General features: G+C 68.2%; 19 protein-coding genes and 4 pseudogenes. 16 read left to right on the forward strand and 7 right to left on the reverse strand.

Annotated elements, in window-relative coordinates:
- Positions 1-9: 9 nt before the first annotated feature.
- The 6 genes and pseudogenes from ntrX to C7T91_RS29200 form a co-directional block, all read left to right on the forward strand.
- Positions 10-1,475 (forward strand): annotated as a pseudogene (gene ntrX / locus C7T91_RS29170) (nitrogen assimilation response regulator NtrX).
- 10 nt (positions 1,476-1,485) lie between these two features.
- Positions 1,486-2,863 (forward strand): annotated as a pseudogene (gene trkA / locus C7T91_RS29175) (Trk system potassium transporter TrkA).
- A 676-nt stretch (positions 2,864-3,539) separates the two neighbouring features.
- The gene (locus C7T91_RS29185; RefSeq protein ID WP_456237879.1) at positions 3,540-4,220 is read left to right on the forward strand and encodes a potassium transporter TrkG; all 681 of its coding nucleotides are present in this window, start codon (positions 3,540-3,542) and stop codon (positions 4,218-4,220) included.
- Between the two features lie 346 nt (positions 4,221-4,566).
- Positions 4,567-4,800, forward strand: a complete 234-nt coding sequence (gene hfq / locus C7T91_RS29190) for an RNA chaperone Hfq (RefSeq protein WP_108263468.1) — start codon at positions 4,567-4,569, stop codon at positions 4,798-4,800.
- Positions 4,797-5,820: pseudogene (gene hflX / locus C7T91_RS29195) on the forward strand (GTPase HflX); the annotation flags it as partial. The gene hfq and the pseudogene hflX, both read left to right, overlap by 4 nt.
- A gap of 71 nt (positions 5,821-5,891) precedes the next feature.
- Positions 5,892-6,617 (forward strand): annotated as a pseudogene (locus C7T91_RS29200) (transposase); the annotation flags it as partial.
- Between the two features lie 383 nt (positions 6,618-7,000).
- Here C7T91_RS29200 and gatB read toward each other — a convergent pair.
- Positions 7,001-8,512 carry an Asp-tRNA(Asn)/Glu-tRNA(Gln) amidotransferase subunit GatB gene (gene gatB, locus C7T91_RS29205; protein WP_108263354.1) on the reverse strand — a complete coding sequence of 504 codons (1,512 nt, stop codon included), beginning with the start codon at positions 8,510-8,512 and terminating at the stop codon, positions 7,001-7,003.
- Positions 8,513-8,814: 302 nt separating this feature from the next.
- Here gatB and C7T91_RS29210 point away from each other — a divergent pair, with 302 nt between their 5' ends.
- A complete protein-coding gene (locus C7T91_RS29210; protein ID WP_236638581.1) occupies positions 8,815-9,309 on the forward strand; it encodes a transglycosylase SLT domain-containing protein in 495 nt (164 codons plus the stop codon).
- A gap of 11 nt (positions 9,310-9,320) precedes the next feature.
- Here C7T91_RS29210 and C7T91_RS29215 read toward each other — a convergent pair whose 3' ends face one another.
- From C7T91_RS29215 to C7T91_RS29225, 3 genes are all read right to left on the reverse strand, one after another.
- Positions 9,321-9,860 carry a hypothetical protein gene (locus tag C7T91_RS29215; RefSeq protein ID WP_108263356.1) on the reverse strand — a complete coding sequence of 180 codons (540 nt, stop codon included), beginning with the start codon at positions 9,858-9,860 and terminating at the stop codon, positions 9,321-9,323.
- A gap of 88 nt (positions 9,861-9,948) precedes the next feature.
- Positions 9,949-10,821, reverse strand: coding sequence for a 1-acyl-sn-glycerol-3-phosphate acyltransferase (locus C7T91_RS29220; RefSeq protein ID WP_108263357.1), 873 nt, complete (start codon positions 10,819-10,821; stop codon positions 9,949-9,951).
- A gap of 107 nt (positions 10,822-10,928) precedes the next feature.
- Positions 10,929-11,492: a PleD family two-component system response regulator gene (locus C7T91_RS29225; protein WP_236638616.1), complete on the reverse strand. Its 564-nt coding sequence runs from the start codon at positions 11,490-11,492 to the stop codon at positions 10,929-10,931.
- Here C7T91_RS29225 and C7T91_RS29230 point away from each other — a divergent pair.
- Positions 11,409-11,912 (forward strand): thioredoxin family protein, encoded by a 504-nt coding sequence (locus C7T91_RS29230; RefSeq protein WP_236638608.1) that lies wholly within the window; start codon positions 11,409-11,411, stop codon positions 11,910-11,912. The genes C7T91_RS29225 and C7T91_RS29230 overlap by 84 nt on opposite strands.
- Positions 11,909-12,385 carry an HAD hydrolase-like protein gene (locus C7T91_RS29235; protein ID WP_161556158.1) on the forward strand — a complete coding sequence of 159 codons (477 nt, stop codon included), beginning with the start codon at positions 11,909-11,911 and terminating at the stop codon, positions 12,383-12,385. The genes C7T91_RS29230 and C7T91_RS29235 overlap by 4 nt, the downstream gene beginning before the upstream one ends.
- A gap of 411 nt (positions 12,386-12,796) precedes the next feature.
- On the opposite strand, the gene C7T91_RS29240 is transcribed toward C7T91_RS29235, so the two are convergent.
- A complete protein-coding gene (locus C7T91_RS29240) occupies positions 12,797-13,825 on the reverse strand; it encodes a hypothetical protein (protein ID WP_108263360.1) in 1,029 nt (342 codons plus the stop codon).
- A 404-nt stretch (positions 13,826-14,229) separates the two neighbouring features.
- Here C7T91_RS29240 and C7T91_RS29245 point away from each other — a divergent pair, with 404 nt between their 5' ends.
- The 6 genes from C7T91_RS29245 to C7T91_RS29270 are packed head-to-tail and all read left to right on the forward strand — an operon-like array spanning position 14,230 to position 19,683.
- Positions 14,230-14,901: a glutathione S-transferase family protein gene (locus C7T91_RS29245; RefSeq protein WP_108263361.1), complete on the forward strand. Its 672-nt coding sequence runs from the start codon at positions 14,230-14,232 to the stop codon at positions 14,899-14,901.
- Positions 14,898-16,109 carry an acetyl-CoA C-acetyltransferase gene (locus tag C7T91_RS29250; RefSeq protein WP_108263362.1) on the forward strand — a complete coding sequence of 404 codons (1,212 nt, stop codon included), beginning with the start codon at positions 14,898-14,900 and terminating at the stop codon, positions 16,107-16,109. The genes C7T91_RS29245 and C7T91_RS29250 overlap by 4 nt, the downstream gene beginning before the upstream one ends.
- A 3-nt stretch (positions 16,110-16,112) precedes the next feature.
- Positions 16,113-16,616 carry a nuclear transport factor 2 family protein gene (locus tag C7T91_RS29255; RefSeq protein ID WP_108263363.1) on the forward strand — a complete coding sequence of 168 codons (504 nt, stop codon included), beginning with the start codon at positions 16,113-16,115 and terminating at the stop codon, positions 16,614-16,616.
- An 11-nt stretch (positions 16,617-16,627) separates the two neighbouring features.
- A complete protein-coding gene (locus tag C7T91_RS29260) occupies positions 16,628-17,026 on the forward strand; it encodes a GFA family protein (protein ID WP_161556159.1) in 399 nt (132 codons plus the stop codon).
- A complete protein-coding gene (locus C7T91_RS29265; protein WP_108263365.1) occupies positions 17,013-17,492 on the forward strand; it encodes a cupin domain-containing protein in 480 nt (159 codons plus the stop codon). Before C7T91_RS29260 ends, C7T91_RS29265 begins: the two co-directional genes overlap by 14 nt.
- Positions 17,485-19,683 (forward strand): 3-hydroxyacyl-CoA dehydrogenase NAD-binding domain-containing protein, encoded by a 2,199-nt coding sequence (locus C7T91_RS29270; RefSeq protein WP_108263366.1) that lies wholly within the window; start codon positions 17,485-17,487, stop codon positions 19,681-19,683. Before C7T91_RS29265 ends, C7T91_RS29270 begins: the two co-directional genes overlap by 8 nt.
- Before the next feature lie 55 nt (positions 19,684-19,738).
- Here the strand turns inward: C7T91_RS29270 and C7T91_RS29275 are convergent, their stop codons facing one another.
- Both C7T91_RS29275 and C7T91_RS29280 read right to left on the reverse strand, forming a co-directional pair.
- The gene (locus C7T91_RS29275) at positions 19,739-20,587 is read right to left on the reverse strand and encodes a universal stress protein (RefSeq protein ID WP_108263367.1); all 849 of its coding nucleotides are present in this window, start codon (positions 20,585-20,587) and stop codon (positions 19,739-19,741) included.
- A gap of 1 nt (position 20,588) precedes the next feature.
- A complete protein-coding gene (locus C7T91_RS29280) occupies positions 20,589-22,094 on the reverse strand; it encodes a SulP family inorganic anion transporter (protein WP_236638582.1) in 1,506 nt (501 codons plus the stop codon).
- A gap of 205 nt (positions 22,095-22,299) precedes the next feature.
- On the opposite strand from C7T91_RS29280, the gene C7T91_RS29285 reads away from it, so the two are divergent.
- The gene (locus C7T91_RS29285) at positions 22,300-23,406 is read left to right on the forward strand and encodes an Mrp/NBP35 family ATP-binding protein (protein ID WP_108263369.1); all 1,107 of its coding nucleotides are present in this window, start codon (positions 22,300-22,302) and stop codon (positions 23,404-23,406) included.
- Positions 23,407-23,430: the final 24 nt, after the last annotated feature.

Here is a 23,430-nt window from a genome sequence, read left to right on the forward strand (position 1 = left end):
ATCGANGGCATGAGCGACATTCTCATCGTGGATGACGAAAGGGACATCCGGGAGCTGATCGGCGACATCCTGGAGGACGAGGGCTTCGCCACCAGGCGGGTGGGGACCTCGGATGACTGCGTGGCGGCGCTNGGCCGAGCAGCTGCCGGCGCTGATGATCCTGGATATCTGGCTGAAGGACAGCGACATGGACGGGATCGACATCCTGTCCAAGGTCAAGCGCGAGACGCCAGAGGTTCCGGTGGTGATCATCTCGGGCCACGGAAATGTCGAGATCGCCGTCGCCGCGATCAAGCAGGGCGCCTATGACTTCATCGAGAAGCCCTTCAACATCGACCAGCTGCTGGTGGTGATCCGCCGCGCGATGGAGACCTCGCGGCTGCGCCGGGAGAATTCCGAGCTNGCGCCGCGCGGAATCGACCCCGACCGAGCTGGTGGGCTCCTCGCCGGTCTTCCGCTCCTTCCGCAGCCAGCTCGACAAGGTCACGCGCTCGAACGGGCGGGTGATGCTGGTCGGCGCGCCGGGATCGGGCAAGGAGACGGCGGCGCGCTACATCCACCGCAACAGCGCGCGGGCGGGGGCGAGCTTCGTCACCATGAACTGCGCCGCGATCGAGGCCGACCGGCTGGAGGCGGCGCTGTTCGGCCGCGAATCCGCGGGCCAGCAGGTCGAGCCGGGCCTTCTGGAGCAGGCCGACGAGGGCACGCTCTATCTCGACGAGGTGGCGGACCTGTCGCCCGAGACCCAGGGCAAGCTCCTGCGCGTTCTGGTCGACCAGCGCTTCCAGCGGGTCGGCGGATCGGCGCAGATCAGTGTCGACGTGCGGATCATCTCGGCCACGGCGCGCGACCTCAAGCGCGAGATCGCCGCCGGACGGTTCCGCGAGGAACTCTACCACCGGCTGAACGTGGTGCCGATCCACGTGCCCTCGCTCGAGGACCGGCGCAGCGACATTCCCGAGCTGGCCCGCCATTTCGCCGAAGTGTTCAACCAGTCCGAGGGGCTGCCCGCCCGCGCGCTCAGCGACGACGCCGCGGCGCTGGTGCAGACCATGAGCTGGCCGGGCAATGTCCGCCAGCTCAGGAACATGATCGAGCGCATCCTGATCATGGGCCAGGAGAAGGGCGACATCGAGCCGGGCGAGCTGCCCGGACCCGATGGCGGCAACGGCGCGGGCACCGAGGAGGAACGGCTGATCCTGTCGAACGCGATCGCCCATCTGCCGCTCAGGGAGGCGCGCGAGCTGTTCGAACGGGAATACCTGCTGACCCAGATCAACCGCTTCGGCGGCAACATCTCGCGGACGGCGAATTTCGTCGGCATGGAACGCTCGGCGCTGCACCGCAAGCTGAAGTCGCTCGGCGTGGTGACCTCGGCCAAGTCGGGCGCGCGCATTGCCGCCTTTGCCGACAGCGCCGAGAANTTGACCCCGGTCNCCCGCTCCGTGTCAGNGACGGGGCCGGNAGCATGTTGAAGGACGCGGCATGAAAGTCATCATCTGCGGCGCGGGCCAGGTCGGCTGGCAGATCGCGCGGCACCTGTCTGTCGAGAAGAACGACGTGACGGTGGTCGACAGCAATCCCGAGCTGGTGCGCCGTGCGACGGACAACCTCGACGTGCAGGGGATCGCGGGCTTTGCCTCCTATCCCGACGTGCTGGCCAGCGCCGGCGCGCGCGATGCCGACATGATCATCGCCGCCACCCATTCGGACGAGGTCAACATGGTCACCTGCCAGGTGGCCCATTCGGTCTTTGCCGTGCCGCGCAAGATTGCGCGGCTGCGCGCCCAGAGCTATCTGGACGCGATCTATTCCGATCTCTACCGCCGCGACCACCTGCCGATCGACGTGGTGATCAGCCCCGAGCGCGAGGTCGCCGAGGCGGCGCTGTCGCGCTTCGCGGTGCCGATGGCCTTCGATACCGAGCAGTTCCTCGGCGGGCGGGCGCAGATGCTGGGCATTGCGCTCAGCGATGACTGCCCGGTGCTCGACACGCCGCTGAGGCAGCTGACCGACCTGTTCTCGACGCTGCGCGCCGTGGTTGTGGGCGTGCGCCGCGAGGGCTCGCTCTTCGCGCCCGATCCCGGCGACATGCTGTTCGCGGGCGATGAAATCTACGTCTTCGCCCATGTCGACGATGCCGAGCGCACCATGGAGATCTTCGGCAAGACCAATCCCAAGCAGGAACGCGTCGTCATCGTCGGCGGCGGCAATGTCGGGCTGGCGGTGGCGCGGCGGCTGGAGAAGCAGGCCAAGCGGGTCCGCGTGCGGATGATCGAGCGCGACCGCAAGATCGCCGAGCGTGCCGCGGATTCGCTGGAGCGCACCATCGTGCTGAACGGCGACGGGCTCGACGCGGAACTGCTCGAAGAGGCCGGGATCGACCGCGCCGACGCGATCCTGACCGTGACCGATGACGACAAGGTCAACCTGCTGGCGGCGGTGCGCGCCAAGGCCAAGGGCTGTCCGATGGCAATCAGCCTGGTCAACGACCCGTCGCTGCTGCCGCTGATGGGGCCCCTCGACATCGACGCCTACATCAACCCGCGCTCGACCACCGTGTCCTCGATCCTGCGCCATGTCCGCCATGGCCGGGTGCGCGGCGTCTATTCGATCGGCGATGCCGAGGCGGAGATCATCGAGGCGCAGGTGCTGTCGACCTCGCCGATCGCNGGGCAACGTGATCCGCGACATTCCCTTCCCCGAAGGCGTGCTGGTCGGCGCGGTGCTGAAAGGCCAGAAAGTGGTCACGCCCAGGGGCGACACGCGGCTGGAAGAGGGCGACGTGATCTCGCTCTTCGCGCTGACTGCCGACATCCCGGAGGTGGAGCGCCTGCTGCAGGTCTCCATCGACTTCTTCTGACATGAGGATGGACTGGGANGCGGGTGCCGCTCTTCCTCTGGTTCGTGGGGATCTGCGCGGTGGCGATGCTGCCGGTGGCGCTCCTGGCGGCGACGGATGGCGACCACGCCACCGGGCGGCCCTTCCTCTACGGCGCGGTGCTGTTCTCCAGCGTGGCCTACATGGTGGCGCTGGCGATGAACAACGTGCCGATCGTCAACCATGCCCGCAGCCAGCTGCTGGCGCTGCTCGGCGCCTTCACGCTGCTGCCGTTGATGCTGGCCNTGGCCGATGGTCGAGGCGGTNCGGCGANCATGAGCCTGCTCGACGGCTATCTCGAGATGGTCTCCTCGGCCACCACGACCGGCATGACGATGGAGCCCGCGCCGCTNGACCTGGCACCGCGCGGTGCATTTCTGGCGTGCCGAGGTGGCCTGGCTCGGCGGGCTGCTGATCTGGGTGGCGGCGATCGCGATCCTGGCGCCGCTCAGGATCGGCGGCTTCGAGCTGATCCTCCCCCGCAACCGCGAAATCCGCAAGCAGGTGCGCTGGATGGGGCAGAGGGCGATCTCGCCGCCGCGCCGGGTGCNAGCGCGCGGTCCAGCAGCTCGCCGGGGTCTATGCCGGGCTGACCTTCGCGCTCTGGGTCCTGCTGATGATCGTCGGCGAAATGCCCTTCGTGGCGCTCTGCCACGCAATGGCGGTGCTCTCGACCTCGGGCATCTCGCCGGTCGGCGGGCTGACCGGCGGCGAGGCGGGGCTCCTTGGCGAGGTCGTGGTCTTCGGCTTCCTGATCTTCGCGGTCAGCCGCCGCAGCTTCTCGAAGGACCTGCCCGCGCTCGGGCGGCGCTGGCTCTGGCAGGAGCCCGAGGTGCAGGTGGCGGCGGGCTGCGTCGCGCTGGTGACCTTCGTGCTGTTCGTGCGCCACTGGTACGTGCTGTTCGAGACCGCCGAGAGCTTCGGCATCGACCTGATCCCGCGCGCGGTCTGGGGCGCGGTCTTCACCGCCGCCTCCTTCCTGACCACGACGGGCTTCGTCAGCCAGGAATGGGAAATCGCCCGGCTCTGGTCCGGCCTCTCGACGCCGGGCATGGTGCTGATGGGGCTGGCGCTGATCGGCGGCGGCGTGGCGACCTCGGCGGGCGGCGTCAAGCTGCTGCGCATCTACGTGCTCTACAAGCATGGCCAGCACGAGTTTTCCCGGCTGATCCACCCCTCGACCGTCGGCGGGGTCGGGGGCANCGCGGCAGCGCATGATCGGACGGCAGGCGGCCTTCATGGCCTGGCTCTTCTTCATGCTGAGCGCGCTGTCGATCACCTTCGTGACCATGGTGCTCTGCCTGATCGGCCATTNCCTTCGAGACCGCGACCGTTCTGACGCTGGCGGCGATCTCGAATACCGGCCAGCTGACCGATGTCGCGATCCTGCCGCCTCTCGACACCGGATCGCTGTCCGAGCGGACCAAGATGGTGCTGGCCGCGGCCATGGCGCTGGGACGGCTCGAGACGCTGGCGATCATCGCGCTCTTCAACCCGAATTTCTGGCGGAAATGATGCGCCTTCGGGCCGCAGATGCGATCAATTCGACGTGGATTGCATTAATGCCGCATCTGCAAATTATTCCCGGAAACCCCTCGCGGAGGGTCTGGAACTCCCCCATGGGCCGCGACATACTCCGNGCGGTGAGTATCCGGTCCGCNCCAAAACGGAAAGAAAAAAACAAAATGCCGTCAGACAAGCAAAATCTCCAAGACGCGTTCCTCAATCACGTCCGCAAGACCAAGGTTCCGGTCACGATCTTCCTGATCAACGGTGTCAAGCTCCAGGGCGTGATCACCTGGTTCGACAATTTCTGCGTGCTGCTGCGCCGCGACGGACAGTCGCAGCTGGTCTACAAGCACGCGATCTCGACCATCATGCCGAGCTCTCCCATCAATCTTTACGACGGGGACGACTGATAGACACCCCAGAGACCGAGGAAAGGCCGACCCGTGCCTTTGTCCTCCATCCCGACCTGAAATCGGAGCGCGACCGGCGGGATGCCGAGCGCGCCCTTGAAGAGGCTGTTTCGCTGGCCGCCGCCCTGCCGGGCATCGAGCTGGTGGGCGATGCCGTCGTGCCGCTTGCCAAGCCGCGGGCCGGATACCTGTTCGGCTCCGGCAAGATGGACGAGCTGGGCGCAATGCTGGAGGCTGCCGGGGCCGACCTTGTCCTGATCGACGGGCCGGTGACGCCGGTGCAGCAGCGCAACCTGGAAAAGGCGTGGAAGGTCAAGCTTCTCGACCGGACCGGGCTGATCCTGGAAATCTTCGCCGACCGGGCGCGCACCCGCGAGGGCGTGCTGCAGGTGGAGATGGCCGCGCTCAGCTACCAGCGCACCCGCCTCGTCCGCGCCTGGACCCACCTGGAACGCCAGCGCGGCGGTCTCGGCTTCGTCGGCGGCCCCGGCGAGACCCAGATCGAGGCCGACCGGCGCGCCATCGACGAACAGATCGTCCGGATCAAGCGCCAGCTCGAGAAGGTGGTGAAGACCCGCACGCTGCACCGCGCGGCGCGCGCCAAGGTGCCCTATCCGATCGTGGCGCTGGTCGGCTACACCAATGCCGGGAAATCGACGCTCTTCAACCGGGTGACCGGCGCCGAAGTCCTGGCCAAGGACATGCTCTTCGCGACGCTCGACCCGACGATGCNGCGAGCTGCAGATCGAGGACGGGCCGAAGGTGATCCTGTCCGACACGGTGGGCTTCATCTCCGACCTGCCGACCCAGCTGGTCGCGGCCTTCCGCGCCACGCTGGAAGAGGTCCTGGCCGCCGACCTGATCCTGCATGTCCGCGACATCTCGCATCCCGAGACCGCCCTGCAGGCGCAGAACGTCACCGAAATTCTCGGCAGCCTCGGCGTCGGGAAGGACGTGCCGCTCTACGAGGTCTGGAACAAGATCGACCAGCTGCCGAGCACCGGGCGAACCTGTCGCAGAAGCGCGCCTTCGACGCGATGACCGAGGGCACCGGCGTGGCGCGCTCCCGGGGGATCCTGTCCCCGGCGAATGCGATCCGGACCTGTCTCACGCTGAAGGTCCCGTTCGACCTGCCGCTCCGCCGGACCGTCGGCCTGGTGGCGAGCCTGATCGAGATGGCCGGGCTCGACTGGCCCGTGCCCGACCATGCGGCGCTGTGCCGGCGTCAGGCCCGGATCGCGGTGCAGATCCCGCATCGGCGCTCCGGGGCGCCTCTGAAGCTGCTGATCTCCTCTCGGGCATTGCGGCGCAATGCCCTGCCGGGCAGCGGACAGCACCGGCATCCGTTTCCGCGGCGACGGCGAATGGCTGGCGCGCAAGCATGGTGCGACGCGCAGGCGCGAATGGCGGAAGGTGCATCTGGCGCTGGACAGGGCCACGGGCGATATCCGCGCGGCCGAGTTCACCTCGAGCCGACAGGGCGGCAGCCGGATCCTGCCGATCCGTCGCAACGGGCGCGCCTGGAAGCCGGACTGCCCCGCCGCGCTCGCCGAAACGAAATCCTGCGGGCGACGCGTTGTCCGGGGCGATCGATCTGGAAGAAATGGAGCAGCTGCCATGCGCGGAATCGCGTCGAGGCCCGGATGAACCGCCTCAAACTCTTCGGCGAACGGATCATGTCACGAGACCCCGGCCGCCGGACCGCCGAAGTCCGGATCCGCATCATTCGCAGCTGCGCTCGGACCGGTGGCGCCTGCCGCTCATTCATGAACCGCTGCCCGGCCTTGGGAAGAGCCGAGATCGAAGCCGTCGCCTGAAACCTTCGGGGAAAGGGGCAGAGCACCCTGTCGGCCGATCAGCGCAACAAATCCCCGTGCGGGCCGTCCCGTTCCGGCATCCGCCCGGGAGGGTCCGCCCGGCGCCCGGCTTGACCGCGCTCCCGTCAGGATCCGGCGGATATAGCCGATTCAAGGGTGGCTGCCGCGACAGGGCGGCGGCACGGCGGCGGCTGCGCCACGGAGGGGTGGCGGGGCAGCTCCGCCCCGCCGGGCCTGGTCCCGTCCGGAATTGGCGCGGAGGCAGGAGACGTCCGAACGCCGCCAACCGCGTTGCGGGCGCGACGCCGGGAAAGGCCGGGTCCGGAACGGAAACGGGGCCGCAAAGGCGGCCCCGGTCTTCAATTGCAGCGCGTTCTGCGGGATCAGAGACCCAGCTTGGCCGCCACCAGATCGTTCACCGCCTTCGGGTTGGCCTTGCCGCCGGTGGCCTTCATCACCTGGCCGACGAACCATCCCGCGAGCTTCGGGTTCTGCTTGGCCTTCTCGACCTGCGCCGGGTTCGCCGCGATGATCTCGTCGACCGCAGCCTCGATGGCGCCGGTATCGGTGACCTGCTTCATGCCGCGGTCCTCGACGATCTTCTCCGGGTCGCCGCCCTCGACATAGACGATCTCGAACAGGTCCTTGGCGATCTTGCCGGAAATCGCGTCCGACTTGATCAGGCGGATGATGCCCGCCAGCTGTTCCGGTGAGACCGGGCTTTCGGAAATGCCCTTGTCGTCCTTCTTCAGCCGGCCGAAAAGCTCGTTGATCACCCAGTTGGCGGCCAGCTTGCCGTCGCCGCCTTCGGCGACCTTCTCGAAATAGGCCGCGTTCTCGACCTCGGCGGTCAGCACGGAAGCGTCATAGTCGGTCAGGCCGAAAACCTGCATGAACCGCGCCTTCTTGGCGTCGGGCAGCTCGGGCAGCGCGGCGGCGATGCCGTCGACCCAGGCCTGCTCGATCTCCAGCGGCATCAGGTCGGGGCAGGGGAAGTAGCGGTAGTCATGCGCCTCTTCCTTCGAGCGCATCGAGCGCGTCTCGTTCCTGTCCGGATCGTAGAGCCGGGTTTCCTGGTCGATCTTGCCGCCATCCTCGAGAATCGCGATCTGGCGGCGCGCCTCGTAGTCGATCGCCGCCTGGATGAAGCGCATCGAGTTCATGTTCTTGATCTCGCAGCGGGTGCCGAGATGCGAGAAATCCTGGGTTTCCTGGTATTTCTCGTACTGGCCCGGACGGCAGACCGAGACGTTGACGTCGGCGCGCAGGTTGCCGTTCTGCATGTTGCCGTCGCAGGTGCCCAGGTAGCGCAGGATCTGGCGCAGCTTGCCGACATAGGCGGCCGCTTCCTCGGGGCCGCGGATGTCGGGGCGCGAGACGATCTCCATCAGCGCGACGCCGGTGCGGTTCAGGTCGACGAAGGACATGTGCGGGTCCATGTCATGGATCGACTTGCCGGCGTCCTGCTCGAGGTGGATGCGCTCGATGCGCACCAGCCGCGCGATGCCTTCGCCCATCTCGACCAGGACTTCGCCTTCGCCGACGATGGGATGGTAGAGCTGGCTGATCTGATAGCCCTGCGGCAGGTCGGGATAGAAGTAGTTCTTGCGGTCGAAAGCCGAGACGAGGTTGATCCCCGCCTTCAGGCCGAGGCCGGTGCGCACCGCCTGCTCGACGCAGAACTCGTTGATCACCGGCAGCATGCCGGGCATCGCGGCGTCGACGAAGGACACGTTGGAATTCGGCTCGGCGCCGAATTTCGTCGAGGCGCCCGAGAACAGCTTGGCCTCGGAGGACACCTGCGCGTGGATCTCCATCCCGATCACGAGTTCCCAGTCGCCGGTAGCGCCGGAAATCACCTTGGGTTTCGGGGTGTCGTAGGTCAGGTCGAGCATGGGATCTCCGTCGAGGGCATTGCCGGGATGGGGTCTTCTACGCCAAGCGGGGCGCGGGAAACAAGGGCCGCCGGGCAGGCGGGATGTTACAGCGGATGAGCGGGGATCTGCCCATTTCCGGCATGCGTCAACCTTTGTCTTTGCCGGGTGCGCAACCCGGCCTAACCAGTCCGACGGCGAAATTGCGATAGAGGTTCCGCATGTCGAAGCTGCGGCTTGGCGTTCTGGTTCTGAGTATGGCCCTCGGGGCCTGTTCCGTTGAAAACGGCCCGGCCCTGGCCAGCAAGTCCGAAACGCCCGCAATGGCGTGGGACAAATCGGCCAAGGGAGAGGTCTGGACGCAGGCCGCGCTGAAGGCGCTGCAGGAGCATGGCAGCGGCCTGCCTGCCATGGTGCCGAAAGATATCGACAACTACTGCCCGGGCTACAAGTCCGCCTCCACCGAGGACCGGCAGGCCTTCTGGGCGGGGCTGATCTCGTCGCTGGCCAAGCACGAGAGCACCTGGCGCGAGACCGCCGTCGGCGGCGGCGGGCGCTGGTTCGGCCTGGTGCAGATTTCGCCGGGCACCGCGCGCGCCTATGGCTGCGAGGCCAAGAGCGGCTCGGCGCTGCTCGACGGCTCCAAGAACGTCAGCTGCGCGGTCCGCATCATGAACCGCACCGTGTCGCGCGACGGCGTGATCTCGGCGGGCATGCGCGGCGTCGCGGCCGACTGGGGTCCGTTCCACTCCTCGCGCAAGCGCAACGACATGATGACCTGGGTCAAGAGCCAGGGCTACTGCCAGCCCGAGGGCTGATCCGCAGCGGATCAGCCGATCTGCCCGCCGCGGCGCAGATAGGGATCGTCCGGCTCGGGCGCAAGATTCATGATGACGTCCTGGGCGGGCGAGGGCGCGACGTGGTTGAGGGCCTGCATCGGGTTCCGGGACAGCGCGAACTGCGCCTTCAATTCCTGCTGCATCTCGAGCTTCCGGAAGGTCTGCCGCCCGGTCACGTGATCGGCGTCGCAGAGCTTCTGGTCCTGGAAGCGCCTGATCGCGGCGGCAAGCAGCGTGTCGTCATGGGGCCGGAACAACTGCCGTCCGATGAAGGGGTTGCGGCTGGTATGCTTGCATCTGGTCCCTTCGAATTCCTTCGCCACGATCCGTCCGCGGGAATAGTAGTTGCCGATGCGGTATTGGGGATGCGTCCGCACGCTGGCGCGCCCGATATTGGTGCGGATGCCGTGGAATTGCGTGATGCGGCCGTAGTCGTTACCGTTTCGGAAATAGACTGTCGGATTGCCGATGAGGCATCCGGTGTAGCCGATGATGTTGCCGATGACGTAGAAGTCGTCGCGATAGCCCATGGTGCCTGTCTCCCTGCATGGAATGCGCAGGCTTGCGCATCCTTCTGCAGGTCAGTCGCGGCAGGACCCGGCCCGGTTCAAAGAAAGTTCAGTAGCTGAGCCGTTTCGTCTTGGCGACCCAGCGGCTGTTCTGCACCAGCGAGACATCCGGCGCGTAGCGGCCGCCGAGCGCCAGCGTCGCCTTGCGCAGCATCTCGATCCCCTCGTCGGATTTCACCGGCAGGGAGGCGGGCGAGATCGCTTCGCCGATGGTCACGCGGTAGGGCTGCTTGGCCTTGTTCAGCGTCTCGTGGAACAGCGTGATGTCCCTGAGCGTCGGGTGCAGGAAGTCGAAGAGATAGAACAGCACCGAGTTGCGCGCGCGGATGTTCACCGGGATCACCGGCAGGTCGAACTTGCGCGCGATCATCGCCGCCGAGGCCATCCAGGGCCGTTCGTAGAGCCTCAGGCCGCGGCGCTTGGCCAGCCGCCCCGAGGGGAAGATCACGCCGATCCGGCCCTGGTCCACCGCCTTGCGGGTATAGGCCATGGTCTCGCGGGTCTTGGAGTGGCTGCGCTTCTCCTTGCGCCATTCGACCGGGGCAATCATGCCGTCGAATTGCGGCAGCACCCGCAGGATGTCGCTGTTGGCGTAGAAATACGCGTCGCTGCGCACCTTGTTGAGGACCGTGTTCAGGATGATGCCGTCGGCGATCCCGGTCGGATGGTTCGCCACGATCAGCGCGGGACCGGCGGCGGGGATGTTCGCGATCCCGGAGAATTCCAGATCCTTGGCCAGCATCTCGCCCAGCTGGCACATGATCTCCTGGACGGGAAGCGGGTCGAAATGTTCGCCCAGCCGCACGGTCTTCGGATAGCCGAGCATGCGGGTCAGCGCGAAACGGCAGGGGGGGGCCCAGGGAAGGTCCTTGAACAGCCAGGGCGCCCTTTCGGCGATGAGAGGATCGATTCTGTCTTGCATCCGAATATCCTGACCGCGATCTGCGACGGCCCCGTGACAATATGCGCTGCCGGTGCCTGTCTTCAAGGCAATTTGCGGACCGCCTGCCGTACGGGGCGCCGCGGCGCCTATCCCGTCAAGCTTATCGCAGGCCGCAGCAGGGCGTCGATGCGGCGGTGGAGCGCGTCCGGGTCGATCGGCTTGCGCGCCACCTCGACCCCGCGGCGCTCCATCTTCTGGCGCAGCTCCAGCGATTTGTCGGAGGCGATCACCAGCGTCGGCAGGCTGGTCAGCTGCGGCACGCGCTGCCGCAGCCCGTCGAGCTGGGCCACGCCCTCGCCGCGGTGGATGCCGAGGATCACCAGGTCGGGCAGGATGCCGATCTCGCCGATCAGCTCGGCCGCCTCCGCGGCGTCCGGCACGTCGAGCACCTCCATCTGCCAGACATCGAGCTGCTGGGCGAGGGCGGCGCGCAGCGTCTCGTCGGCCTCGACGATCAGCGCGATCTGGCCTTCGAGCGACGAGCCACCGCTGCGCGCGCGGCAGCCTGAGCCATGGCGGTCGAGACCCCCGTCTGCGACTTCGGCTGGCAGCCCCCGCCCTTCGCCCTGCCCGGCACCGACGGGCGGCTCCACACGCTCGGCGGCATCGCCGGGCCGAAGGGCACGCTCGTCATGTTCATCTGCAACCATTGTCCTTACGTGCTGGCGGTGCTCGACCGCATCCTGCGCGACGCGCGCGATCTGCAATCCATCGGCATCGGCGTGGCCGCGATCTGCTCGAACGATGCCGAGGCCTATCCCGCCGACAGCTTCCCGCGCATGAAGGAGATGGCCGCGCGCGACGGCTTTCCTTTCCCGTACCTGCATGATGCCGACCAATCCGTGGCCGGTGCCTGGGGCGCCGCCTGCACGCCGGATTTCTTCGGTTTCGATGCCGAAATGGGGCTGCAATACCGCGGTCGGCTCGATGCCTCGCGCAAGCAGGCCGCGCCGCGCGACACGCGCCGGGACCTCTTCGAGGCGATGCGGCAGGTCGCCGGAACCGGCCGCGGCCCGGAGGCGCAGATCCCCTCGATGGGCTGCTCGATCAAATGGAGGGAACCGGCATGATCCCGATCGTCTTCGATCTCGACGGCACGCTGATCGACAGCGCCCCGGACATCCACGCCGCGGCCGCCAAGATGCAGGAAGAGGCCGGGCTGGCGCCGCTCGATCTGCCCCGCATCCGCAGCTTCATCGGCAACGGCGTGCCCGTCCTGGTCGAACGGATCATGGAGGCCCACGGACTCGGCTCCGCCCCGTCTCGCCACGCAGCGCTGACCGCGCGCTTCCTCGCCCATTACGACGCCGCGCCCGCCGCGCTGACCCGGCCCTATGCCCATGTCCCAGAGATGCTGGCCGAGCTGGCGGCGGCCGGCCATCCGCTCGGGATCTGCACCAACAAGCCGGCCGGTCCGGCCCGCGCCATCGTGCTGCGGCTGATCTATGCCGGGCCGTTTCCCGATCCGGCGGCGGCCAAGGCGGGCATGGCGGAGATCCGCGGCCTCGGCTTCCGCGACGCCTTCGTCTGGGACCGGCGCTGAGCGCGGATCAGCTGCCGCTCGCTGGGCCTTGCCTCGCTGCCATGGCCATCTGCGGCAGGAAGGAAGGCGATCGGGCATCTTGCCGGTCTGGCCGCATGGGGCGAGCCGGCTCCGGACCTGGGCCGCGACCGCCCGCCGGAGATCGGGCCTTCCCGCGCCGACAGGGCGTGCTGCGGAATGATCTGTCCTGCCCGCTCTTTGCTAATCCGCTTGCCGGGGGGCGGAGGGCCTGTGTGCGGGAGCGGGCCGAGGCCGTTCAGCTGCCGTTTGCCGGAGGTCGGCCGGGCCTTCCCTCGCCGCCACTGCGTGTTGCGGCGGGAAGGCGATCGGCACCTTGCCGGTCTGGCGGCATGAGGGCGAGCCGGGGGCGGGCCGCGGCGGCACCCTTGTCCGGGGACGACGCCGCGCGGATCAGCTGCAGACGGCCTGCAGCCTGAGCCAGTCGGCATCGCTCATCAGCGGCGCGGGCGTGCCGCCCGGGAAGGGATCGTCCTCGATCATCTCGATCCAGGCATCGCCGCCGGGCAGGGCAGTCCGTCCGAAGGGCTCCGAGGACAGCTCGGCCTCGGCGAAGCGCTGCAGGACGGGTGCCGGATCGGCTTGGCCGGGCAGCAATCCCGGCGGCAGCTGTCCCAGCGCCAGCGCATCGGCGGCGCGGCCCATCAGCTCCTGCGGCACCACGCCGGTGGTGAGCATGCGGAAGGTCTGCCACGGCCCGGCCAGCTCCAGGAGCCAGATCATCGGATCTTCGGAGGTGCCCATCGCCGCCGCCGCGAGCAGGTGGCCCGCCACGGTGTCGGGGCCGTCCTCTTCGGACAGCAACTGGCCGCCGATCGCCAGGATGCCGCCGGGCAGCACCTTCACGTCGGCGCCGTTCTCCAGCACCCGCAGTTCCCAGGGCGCATCGCCGAACAGCCGCTTCTGCAGCTTGCCGAGCGCGCGCCGGCCGGGAATGTCGCGGCAGGGGCGGCCGGAATAGGGCTCGAGCGCAATCACCAGGCGGCGGCCGATATCCTGGCGCGTCGCCTCGGGCAGGGCCTGGGCGGTATGGGTCACCAGCGCGCCCGGAAGCCACATCACCGCCGCTGCCAGCGCCGCCGCGAAGAGGCACAGGGTCATGAACAGCCGCAGCGCGCCATGGTGCGGGCGGCTGCGGGCCACGGCGCGGCGCACCGTCTCGATCGCGGCGATCATCTCGGGATCGCTGAGTTCCAGCCGCTCGTCATCCTCCGGTCCCGGCGCATAGATCGCGGGATCGTTGCCGGGCGCGACGCGCCGGATCGCGGCAAGCGACCAATGGGTCAGCGCGGCGTCGGTCTGGTCGTTGATCACCAGCGTCGCCTCGCCGAGCGAGACGAAGACGTCCCTGCGCTGGCTGTCGGGGCTTTCGTGCCAGACCCCGGGGGCCTCGAGCCGCTGGTACTGGGTCAGGGCAGTCATGGCCGGTTCTGCTCGTCCTTGGCTTTTTCCGATGCTTAGCCGATGCCGGGGCGTTCGTCTATCGCCTGCGCACTGCCGCAAACGTGATGGTGCCGCAGGCCGGCGGGGCGGGTGTGGGCGATTCGTTAACCATGTCCCGGGCAGAAGGAGGGGCGGAACAGGCCGGCGGGCCGATGGCCGCGCGCGCCCGTGCTGCGGGGCGCTCCGTCGACGCGCTCCGGAACGTTGCGTCCCTGCCGGCACGCCTGGCGGCGCACCAACCACACCCGGCCGCACGGCACCACGTTCCGTTCCCTGCGTTTGCCGGGGGACGCAACGTTTCGGACCTTTCACGGAAATTTCCCTTCCGTGCCAGCGGCTCCTGCGGCTAGCGTGGCGGCGGAGCATCTGCCCGGGAGGACGCCGTGACATTGAAACTCTACTGCTTCGGCGAGAGCGGACACAGCTACAAGGCGGCGCTTGCGCTGGAACTGGCGGGGCTGGACTGGGAGCCGGTCTTCGTCGATTTCTTCGCGGGCGAGACCCGCAGCGCGGCCTACCGGACCGAGGTCAACGAGATGGGCGAGGCGCCGGTGCTGGTCGATGCCTCGGGGCTGCACCTGACCCAGTCGGGGGTGATCCAGATGGCGGTCAGCGAGCTCAGCGGCAAGTTCGCCGGCGACACGCCCGACGAGGCCCGCGAGATCCTGCGCTGGGTGCTGTGGGACAACCACAAGCTCAGCTCGATCGCCGGCATGGCGCGGTTCCAGATGAACTTCCTGCCGGAAGAGAAGCGCGTGCCCGAGGTGATCGGCTTCCTCAAGGGGCGGCTGGCGGCGGCGCTGGAGGTGCTCGACACGCATCTGGAGGGGCGCGACTGGATCGTCGGCGAGGCGCCGAGCAATGCCGACCTGACCTGCGCGGGCTATCTCTACTATCCCGAGGAGTTCGGCTTCGATCGCGCCGCGCATCCGGCGGTCGATGCCTGGCTGTCGCGGCTTTCGGGGCTGCCGGGATGGAAGCATCCCTATGAGCTGATGACCCCGGCCCATCCGGCGGTCCGCAGGAAATTCCTGGAAGAAGCGGTGACCGAATGACCGACGCCTATATCTACGATGCCATCCGCACGCCCCGCGGGAGGGGGCGCAGGGACGGCGCGCTGCACGAGGTGACCTCGGTGCGGCTCTCGGCGCTGGCGCTGAACGCCATCAAGGCGCGCAACGAGCTGGAAACCACGGCGGTGGAGGACGTGATCTGGGGCAATGTCACCCAGGTCGGCGAGCAGGGCGGCTGCCTGGCGCGGACCGCCGTCCTCGCCTCGGACTTCGCCGACCGGGTGCCGGGTCTGTCGATCAACCGCTTCTGCGCCTCGGGCATGGAGGCGGTGAACCTCGCGGCCAACCAGGTGCGCGCGGGCGCGGGCCAGGCCTATGTCGCGGGCGGGGTGGAGATGATGAGCCGCGTGCCGATGGGGTCGGACGGCGCGGCGGTGGCGGTCGATCCGACGGTTGCCATGGCGCATTACTTCGTGCCGCAGGGCATCGCGGCCGACCTGATCGCCACCGAATACGGCTTCACCCGCGACGAGGCGGATGCTCTGGCGGTGGAAAGCCAGCGCCGCGCCAAGGCGGCCTGGGATGCGGGCCGCTTCGACCGCTCGGTGGTGCCGGTGACCGACCGGAACGGGCTGACCATCCTCGACCGCGACGAATACATGCGCCCCGAGACCGACATGCAGAGCCTCGGCGCGCTGAAGCCGTCCTTCAAGGATATGGGCGAGACCATGCCCGGTTTCGACCAGGTGGCGATCATGCGCTATCCGCATCTGGAGCGGATCGAGCATGTCCACCATGCCGGGAATTCCTCGGGCATCGTCGACGGCGCCGCGGCGGTGCTGATCGGCTCGAAGGCCTTCGGCGAAGCGCATGGGCTTAAACCGCGGGCGCGCATCCGCCACACCGCGAAGATCGGCACCGACCCGACGATCATGCTCACGGGGCCGGTTCCCGTGACCGAGAAGGTGCTGGCCGAGACCGGCATGGCAATCTCGGATTTCGACCTCTTCGAGGTGAACGAGGCCTTCGCCGCCGTGGTGCTGCGGTTCATGCAGGCCTTCGGCGCGGATCCTGCCAAGGTCAACGTCAATGGTGGCGCGATTGCCATGGGGCATCCCCTGGGCGCGACCGGCGCCATCATCATCGGCACGCTGCTCGACGAGCTGGAGCGGCAGGACAAGGAAACCGGCCTGGCGACGCTCTGCATCGCCAGCGGCATGGGGGCAGCGACGGTGATCGAGAGGGTCTAGGGCATGGAGACAGGGGCGGCAGCGGAGATCGTCACGATCGAGATGGTCCGGAAATACCTGGACCGGCTCTCCGCTGCCGTCATGGCGCGCGATTTCGACACATTCGCCGACATGTACGCGCTGCCCTTTGTCATCCATTCCCGGCTCCACCGCTATGAACGGGGAACGCGGGAGGAGCTGCGCAGGAGCTTCGACCTCTGGCAGCGCACCATCGAGGTCAATCAGGTGACGGAGGTGGTGCTGCGGCCGCGGCGGATCGAGACCTTCGGGCATGACATGCTGATTGTCGATTACGATGCCGATCTGCTGAACGGCGCGCAGAAGATGCTGCCCACCTTCGGCAATGTCGTGCTTCTGCGCCGCTGCGAGGGAGTCTGGCGGATGGAACAGGCGATGACCGGCACCGAGAATGGCCCCGCCTCGCTGTTTCTCAGGGTCGATGCAAAGAACCCGCAGCCGCAGGCGGAAAGCTATATCCTGGACGGAAAGCGTCCGAAGAAGACCTGAGGAGAGACATGGTGATCGAAGGCGGATGCGCTTGCGGGCAGGTGCGCTACCGCAGCCCGGGGCCGGTGAAATTCGCGCTGCGCTGCGCCTGCCGGTCCTGCCAGAGGGACTCGGGCGGCGGCCACGGCACCCATGCGGCGCTGCCGCTCGACGGGTTCGAGGTGACCGGCGAAACGGCCGCCTGGACGCGCAGCGGGCGGTCGGGGCTCTCGGTGACCAAGGTGTTCTGTCCCGCCTGCGGCTGTCCGCTCTACGGGCTGGCGGAGCGCGCCCCGACGACGGTGATGGCCGCGGCCGGATCGCTCGACGACCCGTCGCAGATTGCGCCGGGGCTGGTCGTCTATCGCGAGGAGGCCCCGGACTGGGACCTTCTGCCCCCGGAACAGGAGCGCTGCCATGCCGAAGCTTGATCTTTCAGAGGTGCCGGTGAGGACCGGCTCGATCTACCCCGCGCCCTATGACGCGATGATGGCGGGGCGGTCCTCGCTCCGGCTCGGCCAGGCGGGCGGGCTGACCCAGTTCGGCGTCAACCTGGTGACGCTGGAGCCGGGGTCGGTGTCCTCGCTGCGCCACTGGCACCTGAACGAGGACGAATTCGTCATGGTCACCGAAGGCGTTCTGGTGCTGATCGACGAGGCTGGCGAACACCAGATGCGGCCCGGCGACTGCGCCGCCTTTCCCGCCGGCGTGCCGGACGGGCATTGCTTCGCGAACAGGACGGGCGAGGCGGCGCGCTTCCTCGTGGTGGGCTCGAGGGCGCCGCGCGAGGTGGCGACCTACAGCGACAAGGACCTGGTGGTCACCGTGGAGGACGGCACGGCCACCTTCGCCCGCAAGGACGGGCGCCCCTACGAGCAGGAGGAGAGCGATGGCTGATTTTTCGTATGGCGTGGACGGCGACGGCGTCGCGGTCATCACCTGGGACGTGCCGGAAAAGTCGATGAACGTGATGAGCCTCGAGGGGCTCGCGCTCTTCGAGGAGCTGATCGACCGGGCGCTGGCAGACGGGGCGGTGAGGGGCGTGGTCTTCACTTCCGGCAAGGACAGCTTCGCCGGCGGCATGGATCTCAACATCATCGCGACGATGAAGGCCGCGGCCGGCGACACCCCGGCGAAAGGGCTCTTCGAGGGCATCTGCGGCATCCACAGGATGATGCGCAAGGTCGAGCTGGCCGGGCGCGATCCGAAGACCCGGAAGGGCGGCAAGCCGATCGCCGCCGCGCTGACCGGCACCGCGCTGGGGCTGGGGCTGGAGCTGCCGCTTGCCTGCCACCGCATCTTTGCCGCAGACAATCCGAAGGCCAAGATCGGCCTGCCCGAGATCATGGTCGGCATCTTCCCGGGCGCGGGCGGCACCACGCGGCTCAGCCGCAAGCTCGGCGCGATGGCGGCTTCGCCGGTGCTTTTGGAAGGCAAGCTCTTCGCGCCCGACAAGGCCAGGGGCGCCGGGCTGGTCGACGAGGTCGTGCCGGCGGGCGAGCTTCTGGCGCGGGCCAAGGCCTGGGTGCTGGAGGCCAAGGAGGCCGATCTGGTGAAGCCCTGGGATGCGCGCGGCGAGAAGATCCCCGGCGGCACGCCCTATCACCCGGCGGGCTTCATGACCTATGTCGGCGCCTCGGCGATGGTCAACGGCAAGACCAAGGGCGTCTATCCGGCGGCCAAGGCGCTGCTGTCGGCGGTCTATGAAGGCGCGCAGGTCGATATCGACACCGCGCTTCGGATCGAGGCGCGCTGGTTCACCAACGTGCTGATGAACCCGTCCTCGGGGGCGATGATCCGCTCGCTCTTCATCAACAAGGAAGCGCTGGAGAAGGGCGCGCGGCGTCCGGACGTGCCGGATCAGCGCGTGCAGAAGCTCGGCGTCCTCGGCGCGGGCATGATGGGGGCGGGCATCGCCCATGTCTCGGCGCTGGCCGGGATCGAGGTCGTGCTGGTCGACCAGTCGCAGGAGGCCGCCGAAAGGGGCAAGGCCCATTCCGAGGGCCTGCTGCAGAAGGCCGTCAGCCGCCGCAAGTCGACGCCGGAGAAGATGGCCGAGGTGCTGGCGCGGATCACGCCCACCGGCGATTTCGCCGCGCTCGCGGGCTGCGACCTGGTGGTCGAGGCCGTCTTCGAAGACCCCGAGGTGAAGGCCGAGGCGACCGCCAAGGCCGAAGCGCATCTGCCCGAAACGGCGGTCTTCGCCACCAATACCTCGACCCTGCCGATCGGCGAATTGGCGAAGGCCAGCCGCAGGCCGGAGGACTTCATCGGCATCCATTTCTTTTCGCCGGTCGACCGGATGGCGCTGGTGGAGATCATCCGCGGCAAGCAGACCGGCGACCGCGCCGTGGCCAAGGCGCTGGATTTCGTCCGCCAGATCCGCAAGACGCCGATCGTGGTCAACGACGCGCGCTATTTCTACGCCAACCGCTGCATCCTTCCCTATGTCGACGAGGGCGTGCGGATGGTGCGCGAGGGCGTGGTGCCGGCACTGGTGGAGAACGCGGCCAAGCTCGTGGGCATGCCGGTCGGGCCCCTGCAGCTGATCGACGAGGTGTCGATCGATCTCGGGGCCAAGATCGCGCGGGCGACCAGGGCGGCGATGGGCGCGGCCTATCCGCCGGAGAACACCGATGACGTGATCTTCTGGATGGAGGAGCAGGGCCGTCTCGGCCGCAAGGCCAAGGCGGGATTCTACGCCTATGACGGGGAGGGCAGGCGGACCGGGCTCTGGGACGGTCTGGCCGCGCGCTTCGACCCGACGGGTCCGCAGCCCGAGCTGGCCGAGATCCAGCACCGCCTGCTGATGATGCAGGCGCTGGAGGCGGTGCGCGCGCTGGAGGAGGGCGTGCTGATGGACGTGCGCGAAGGCGATGTCGCCTCGATCCTCGGCTGGGGCTTCGCCCCCTGGTCGGGCGGCGTGCTCAGCTGGCTCGACATGATCGGCGCGGCGAAGGCCGTGGAGATCTGCAACGGGCTCGAGGCCAAGTTCGGCTCCCGCTTCGCCGCGCCCGAGCTCCTGCGGGACCTCGCCGTGAAGGGCGAGAGCTTCTATTCCCGCTACCGTCCCGCGCAGGCGGCCTGATCCGGCGCGGGTGAGGGGGCCGGGGGGAGAGGGCCTGCCCTCTCCCCCCGCCTGGTCAGCGGATCAGCAGCACCGGCACATGGCAGCTGCGCACCAGCTCGGAGGTCGTCGAGCCCAAGAGCAGCCCGCGGATCCGCGAATGGCCATAGGCGCCCATCACCAGCATGTCGGCGCCGCGCGCTTCGATCTCGCGGGCGATCACCTCGTCGGGCGCGCCCGGCAGGATGTCGCCCTCGGCATTGTGGCCCGCGCCGCGCAGCATGGCGAGCGCGCCGTCGAGGCGGCGGCGGCCCTCGACCGACTCGGTCCCGGCCATGATCACCTGGAAATCGAGCCCGGCGAAGATCGGGTCGCGCATCGCATGGTCCACCGCCTTCAGCGCGGCGGGCTTGCCGTCGAAGGCGATCATCACCTTCGAGATCGGCTTGAAGGCGCGCGCGGCGACGATGATCGGCTTGGTCGAGGAGCGCGCCACCCGCTCGAAATTCGAGCCGAGATGCAGCTTGGCGTAATCCGCCGCCTCGCCGCGCTTGCCGATCAGCACGTAATCGGCCGTGCCCTCCAGCTCGGCGATGGCCTCGACCAGATCGCCCGAGCGCAGCCGGACCTCGGCTTCGGCGACGCCCGCATGCTCGATCCGGGTCTTGGCATCCTCGAGGATCGCCCGGCCGCGCTTCTGCGCGAGCTTGGCCTTGGCGGCGTCCAGCTCGGCCAGCTCCTCGAGCAGCTGGGTGCGGGCGCCGAGGCCGATATTGCCCGACAGGTCCTGCTTCACCCCCTGGCGGTGGCCCATCACATGGACGGCCGTGACGCCGCCCTTGATGCGCTCGGCCGCCCAGGCGGCGAGGTCGCAGACGCTTTCGGAATAGGTGGAGCCGTCCACCAGCGCGATCAGTTTGCTCATCTCAATGCCCCAGCAGGTCTTCCATGGCGCCCGGCTTGTCATGGACGGCAAGCTTGTCCACGATCGTTTCGGAGGCCCTGTTCATGCCGACGATCTCGACCTCGGCGCCGTCGCGGCGGAATTTAAGCACCGCCATGTCCAGCGCCTGGACCGAGGAAATGTCCCAGATATGCGCGTTCGACACGTCGATGACCACCTTTTCCAGCGCTTCGCCATGGTCGAAGCTCTGCGAGAAGGCATGCGCCGAGGCGAAGAAGATCTGTCCCTGGAAGCGGTAGGTGCGGGTCTTGCCGTCCGCCGACAGCTCGCTCTCCACCCGGAAGAGCTGGGCGATCTTGGCGGCGAAGAAGATCCCCGACAGCAGCACGCCGGTCAGCACGCCATAGGCCAGGTTATGCGTCGCCACGGTCACCGCGACGGTCGCCAGCATGACGACAGAGGACGAGGTCGGGTGCTCCTTCAGCTGCTTGATCGACGACCACGAGAACGTGCCGATCGACACCATGATCATGATCGCGACCAGCGCGGGCATCGGGATCTTCGAGACCAGCACGTCGCCGAGGATCACCACCAGGATCAGGAGGAACACGCCCGCGACGAAGCAGGAAAGCCGCCCGCGGCCGCCCGATTTCACGTTGATCATCGACTGGCCGATCATGGCGCAGCCCGCCATCCCGCCGATGAAGCCCGAGGCGATGTTGGCGAGGCCCTGGCCCACGCATTCGCGGTTCTTGTCCGAGCTGGTGTCGGTCAGGTCGTCCACGAGCTGCGCGGTCATCAGGCTTTCCAGCAGGCCCACGACCGCGATGGCGGCGGAAACGGGAAGGATGATGAAGATGGTCTCGAGGCTCACCGGGATGTCCGGGATCAGGAAGACCGGCAGGCTGTCGGGCAGGTCGCCCATGTCGCCCACGGTGCGCACGTCGAGCCCCAGCACCATGGCCAGCGCGGTCAGCACCACGATGTTGACGAGCGGCGAGGGCACCGCCGTGGTGATCCGCGGGAACAGGTAGATGATGGCCAGCCCGGCCGCGATCATCACGAAGGTCAGCCAGTTCACGCCGGGCGTCGCCGGGTTCATCTCGGGGATCTGCGCCAGGAAGATCAGGATCGCCAGCGCGTTGACGAAGCCGGTCATCACCGAACGCGACACGAAGCGCATCACCTGGCCGAGCTTGAGCGCGCCCAGCCCCACCTGGATCACGCCGGCCAGAACCGAGGCGGCGAGCAGGTATTCCAGCCCGTGGTCGCGCACCAGCGTGACCATCAGGACCGCGGTGGCGGCCGTGGCGGCCGAGATCATGCCGGGCCGGCCGCCCGCGATGGCGGTCACAACGGCGATGCAGAAGGAGGCATAGAGCCCGACCTTGGGATCGACGCCCGCGATGATCGAGAAGGCGATCGCCTCGGGGATCAGCGCAAGCGCCACCACCAGGCCTGCCAGCAGGTCGGCGCGGACATTGCCCAGCCAGTCCTGTCTGAGATTGTCGAATACCGATGCCGTCACGGGCCACACCTCACGTCTTCGTTGAAACGCAGCCGCTTTAGCGCGAACAGGCCCCGGAAAGCGACCCAAATATGCCGCCGTGCCAATTCCGCGCGGGGCTGCGGGGCGCGCGGCCTTGTGCGCTGGACGCGGCGGGCGCATTGTCCTAGCAAAACGGACTGGTTTGTCTCCCGCACCGGCGGGAGAGGTTAAAGGAGATGCTGCGATGGTGACCGAAGCAGACGTCAAAGCCAAGCTCGCGCTTGTCACGGGGCCCGACAGGCAGGGCGACCTGGTCTCGCTGGGCATGATCGAGGGCCTGTCGATCCGCGGCGACCGGGTGACCTTCGTGATCCGGGTTCCGGCCGCGCGCGCCCGCGAGCTGGAGCCGATGCGCCAGGCCGCCGAGCAGGTCGTGGCCGAGATCCCGGGGATTGCCGGGGTGACCGCGGTGCTGACCGCCGAGCGCGACCCGAATGCGAAGCCGCCGGAAATCCCCAGCCTGAAGCCCGCCGCAGCGAAGAAGCCTACGCCGCATGGCGGGCTGAAGCCGAAGGCGCCGATCGCGGATGTCGCCGCGGTGATCGCGGTGGCCTCGGGCAAGGGCGGGGTCGGCAAGTCGACCACCTCGGTCAACCTGGCGCTGGCGCTGAAGGCCGAGGGCAAGCGCGTCGGGCTGCTCGATGCCGATATCTACGGGCCGTCGCTGCCCCGGATGCTCGGCTCGACGCTGCGGCCCGAACAGGTCGACAAGCGGATGAAGCCGGTCGAGGCGCAGGGGCTGCAGGTCATGTCGATGGGCTTCCTCGTCGACGAGGCGGCACCGATGGTCTGGCGCGGCCCGATGGTGATGTCGGCGCTGACCCAGATGATGCGCGAAGTCGACTGGGGCCCTCTCGACGTGCTGGTCGTGGACATGCCGCCCGGAACCGGCGACGCGCAGCTGACGCTCTGCCAGTCGGTCCCGCTGGCGGGCGCGGTGATCGTCTCGACGCCGCAGGACATCGCGCTGATCGATGCGCGCAAGGGACTCAACATGTTCCGCAAGGTCGAGGTGCCGGTTCTCGGCATCATCGAGAACATGAGCTATTTCCTCTGCCCGTCCTGCGGCGACCGTTCGGACATCTTCGGCCATGGCGGCGCGCGCGAGGAGGCGGCGAAGCTCGGCGTGCCGTTCCTCGGCGAAATCCCGCTCCACATGGAGATCCGGCGCAATTCGGATGCCGGCACCCCGGTCGTGGCCTCCGAGCCCGACGGCCCGCATGCCGGGGCTTACCGCGCCATCGCGCGCGGCGTGCTGGCGCAGATGGCGGCGGAGCCTGCGACCGCCTGACCCGCCGCGGCGTGATAGTATCAC

The organism is Mangrovicoccus ximenensis (genome assembly GCF_003056725.1).
GTDB classification, from domain to species: domain Bacteria; phylum Pseudomonadota; class Alphaproteobacteria; order Rhodobacterales; family Rhodobacteraceae; genus Mangrovicoccus; species Mangrovicoccus ximenensis.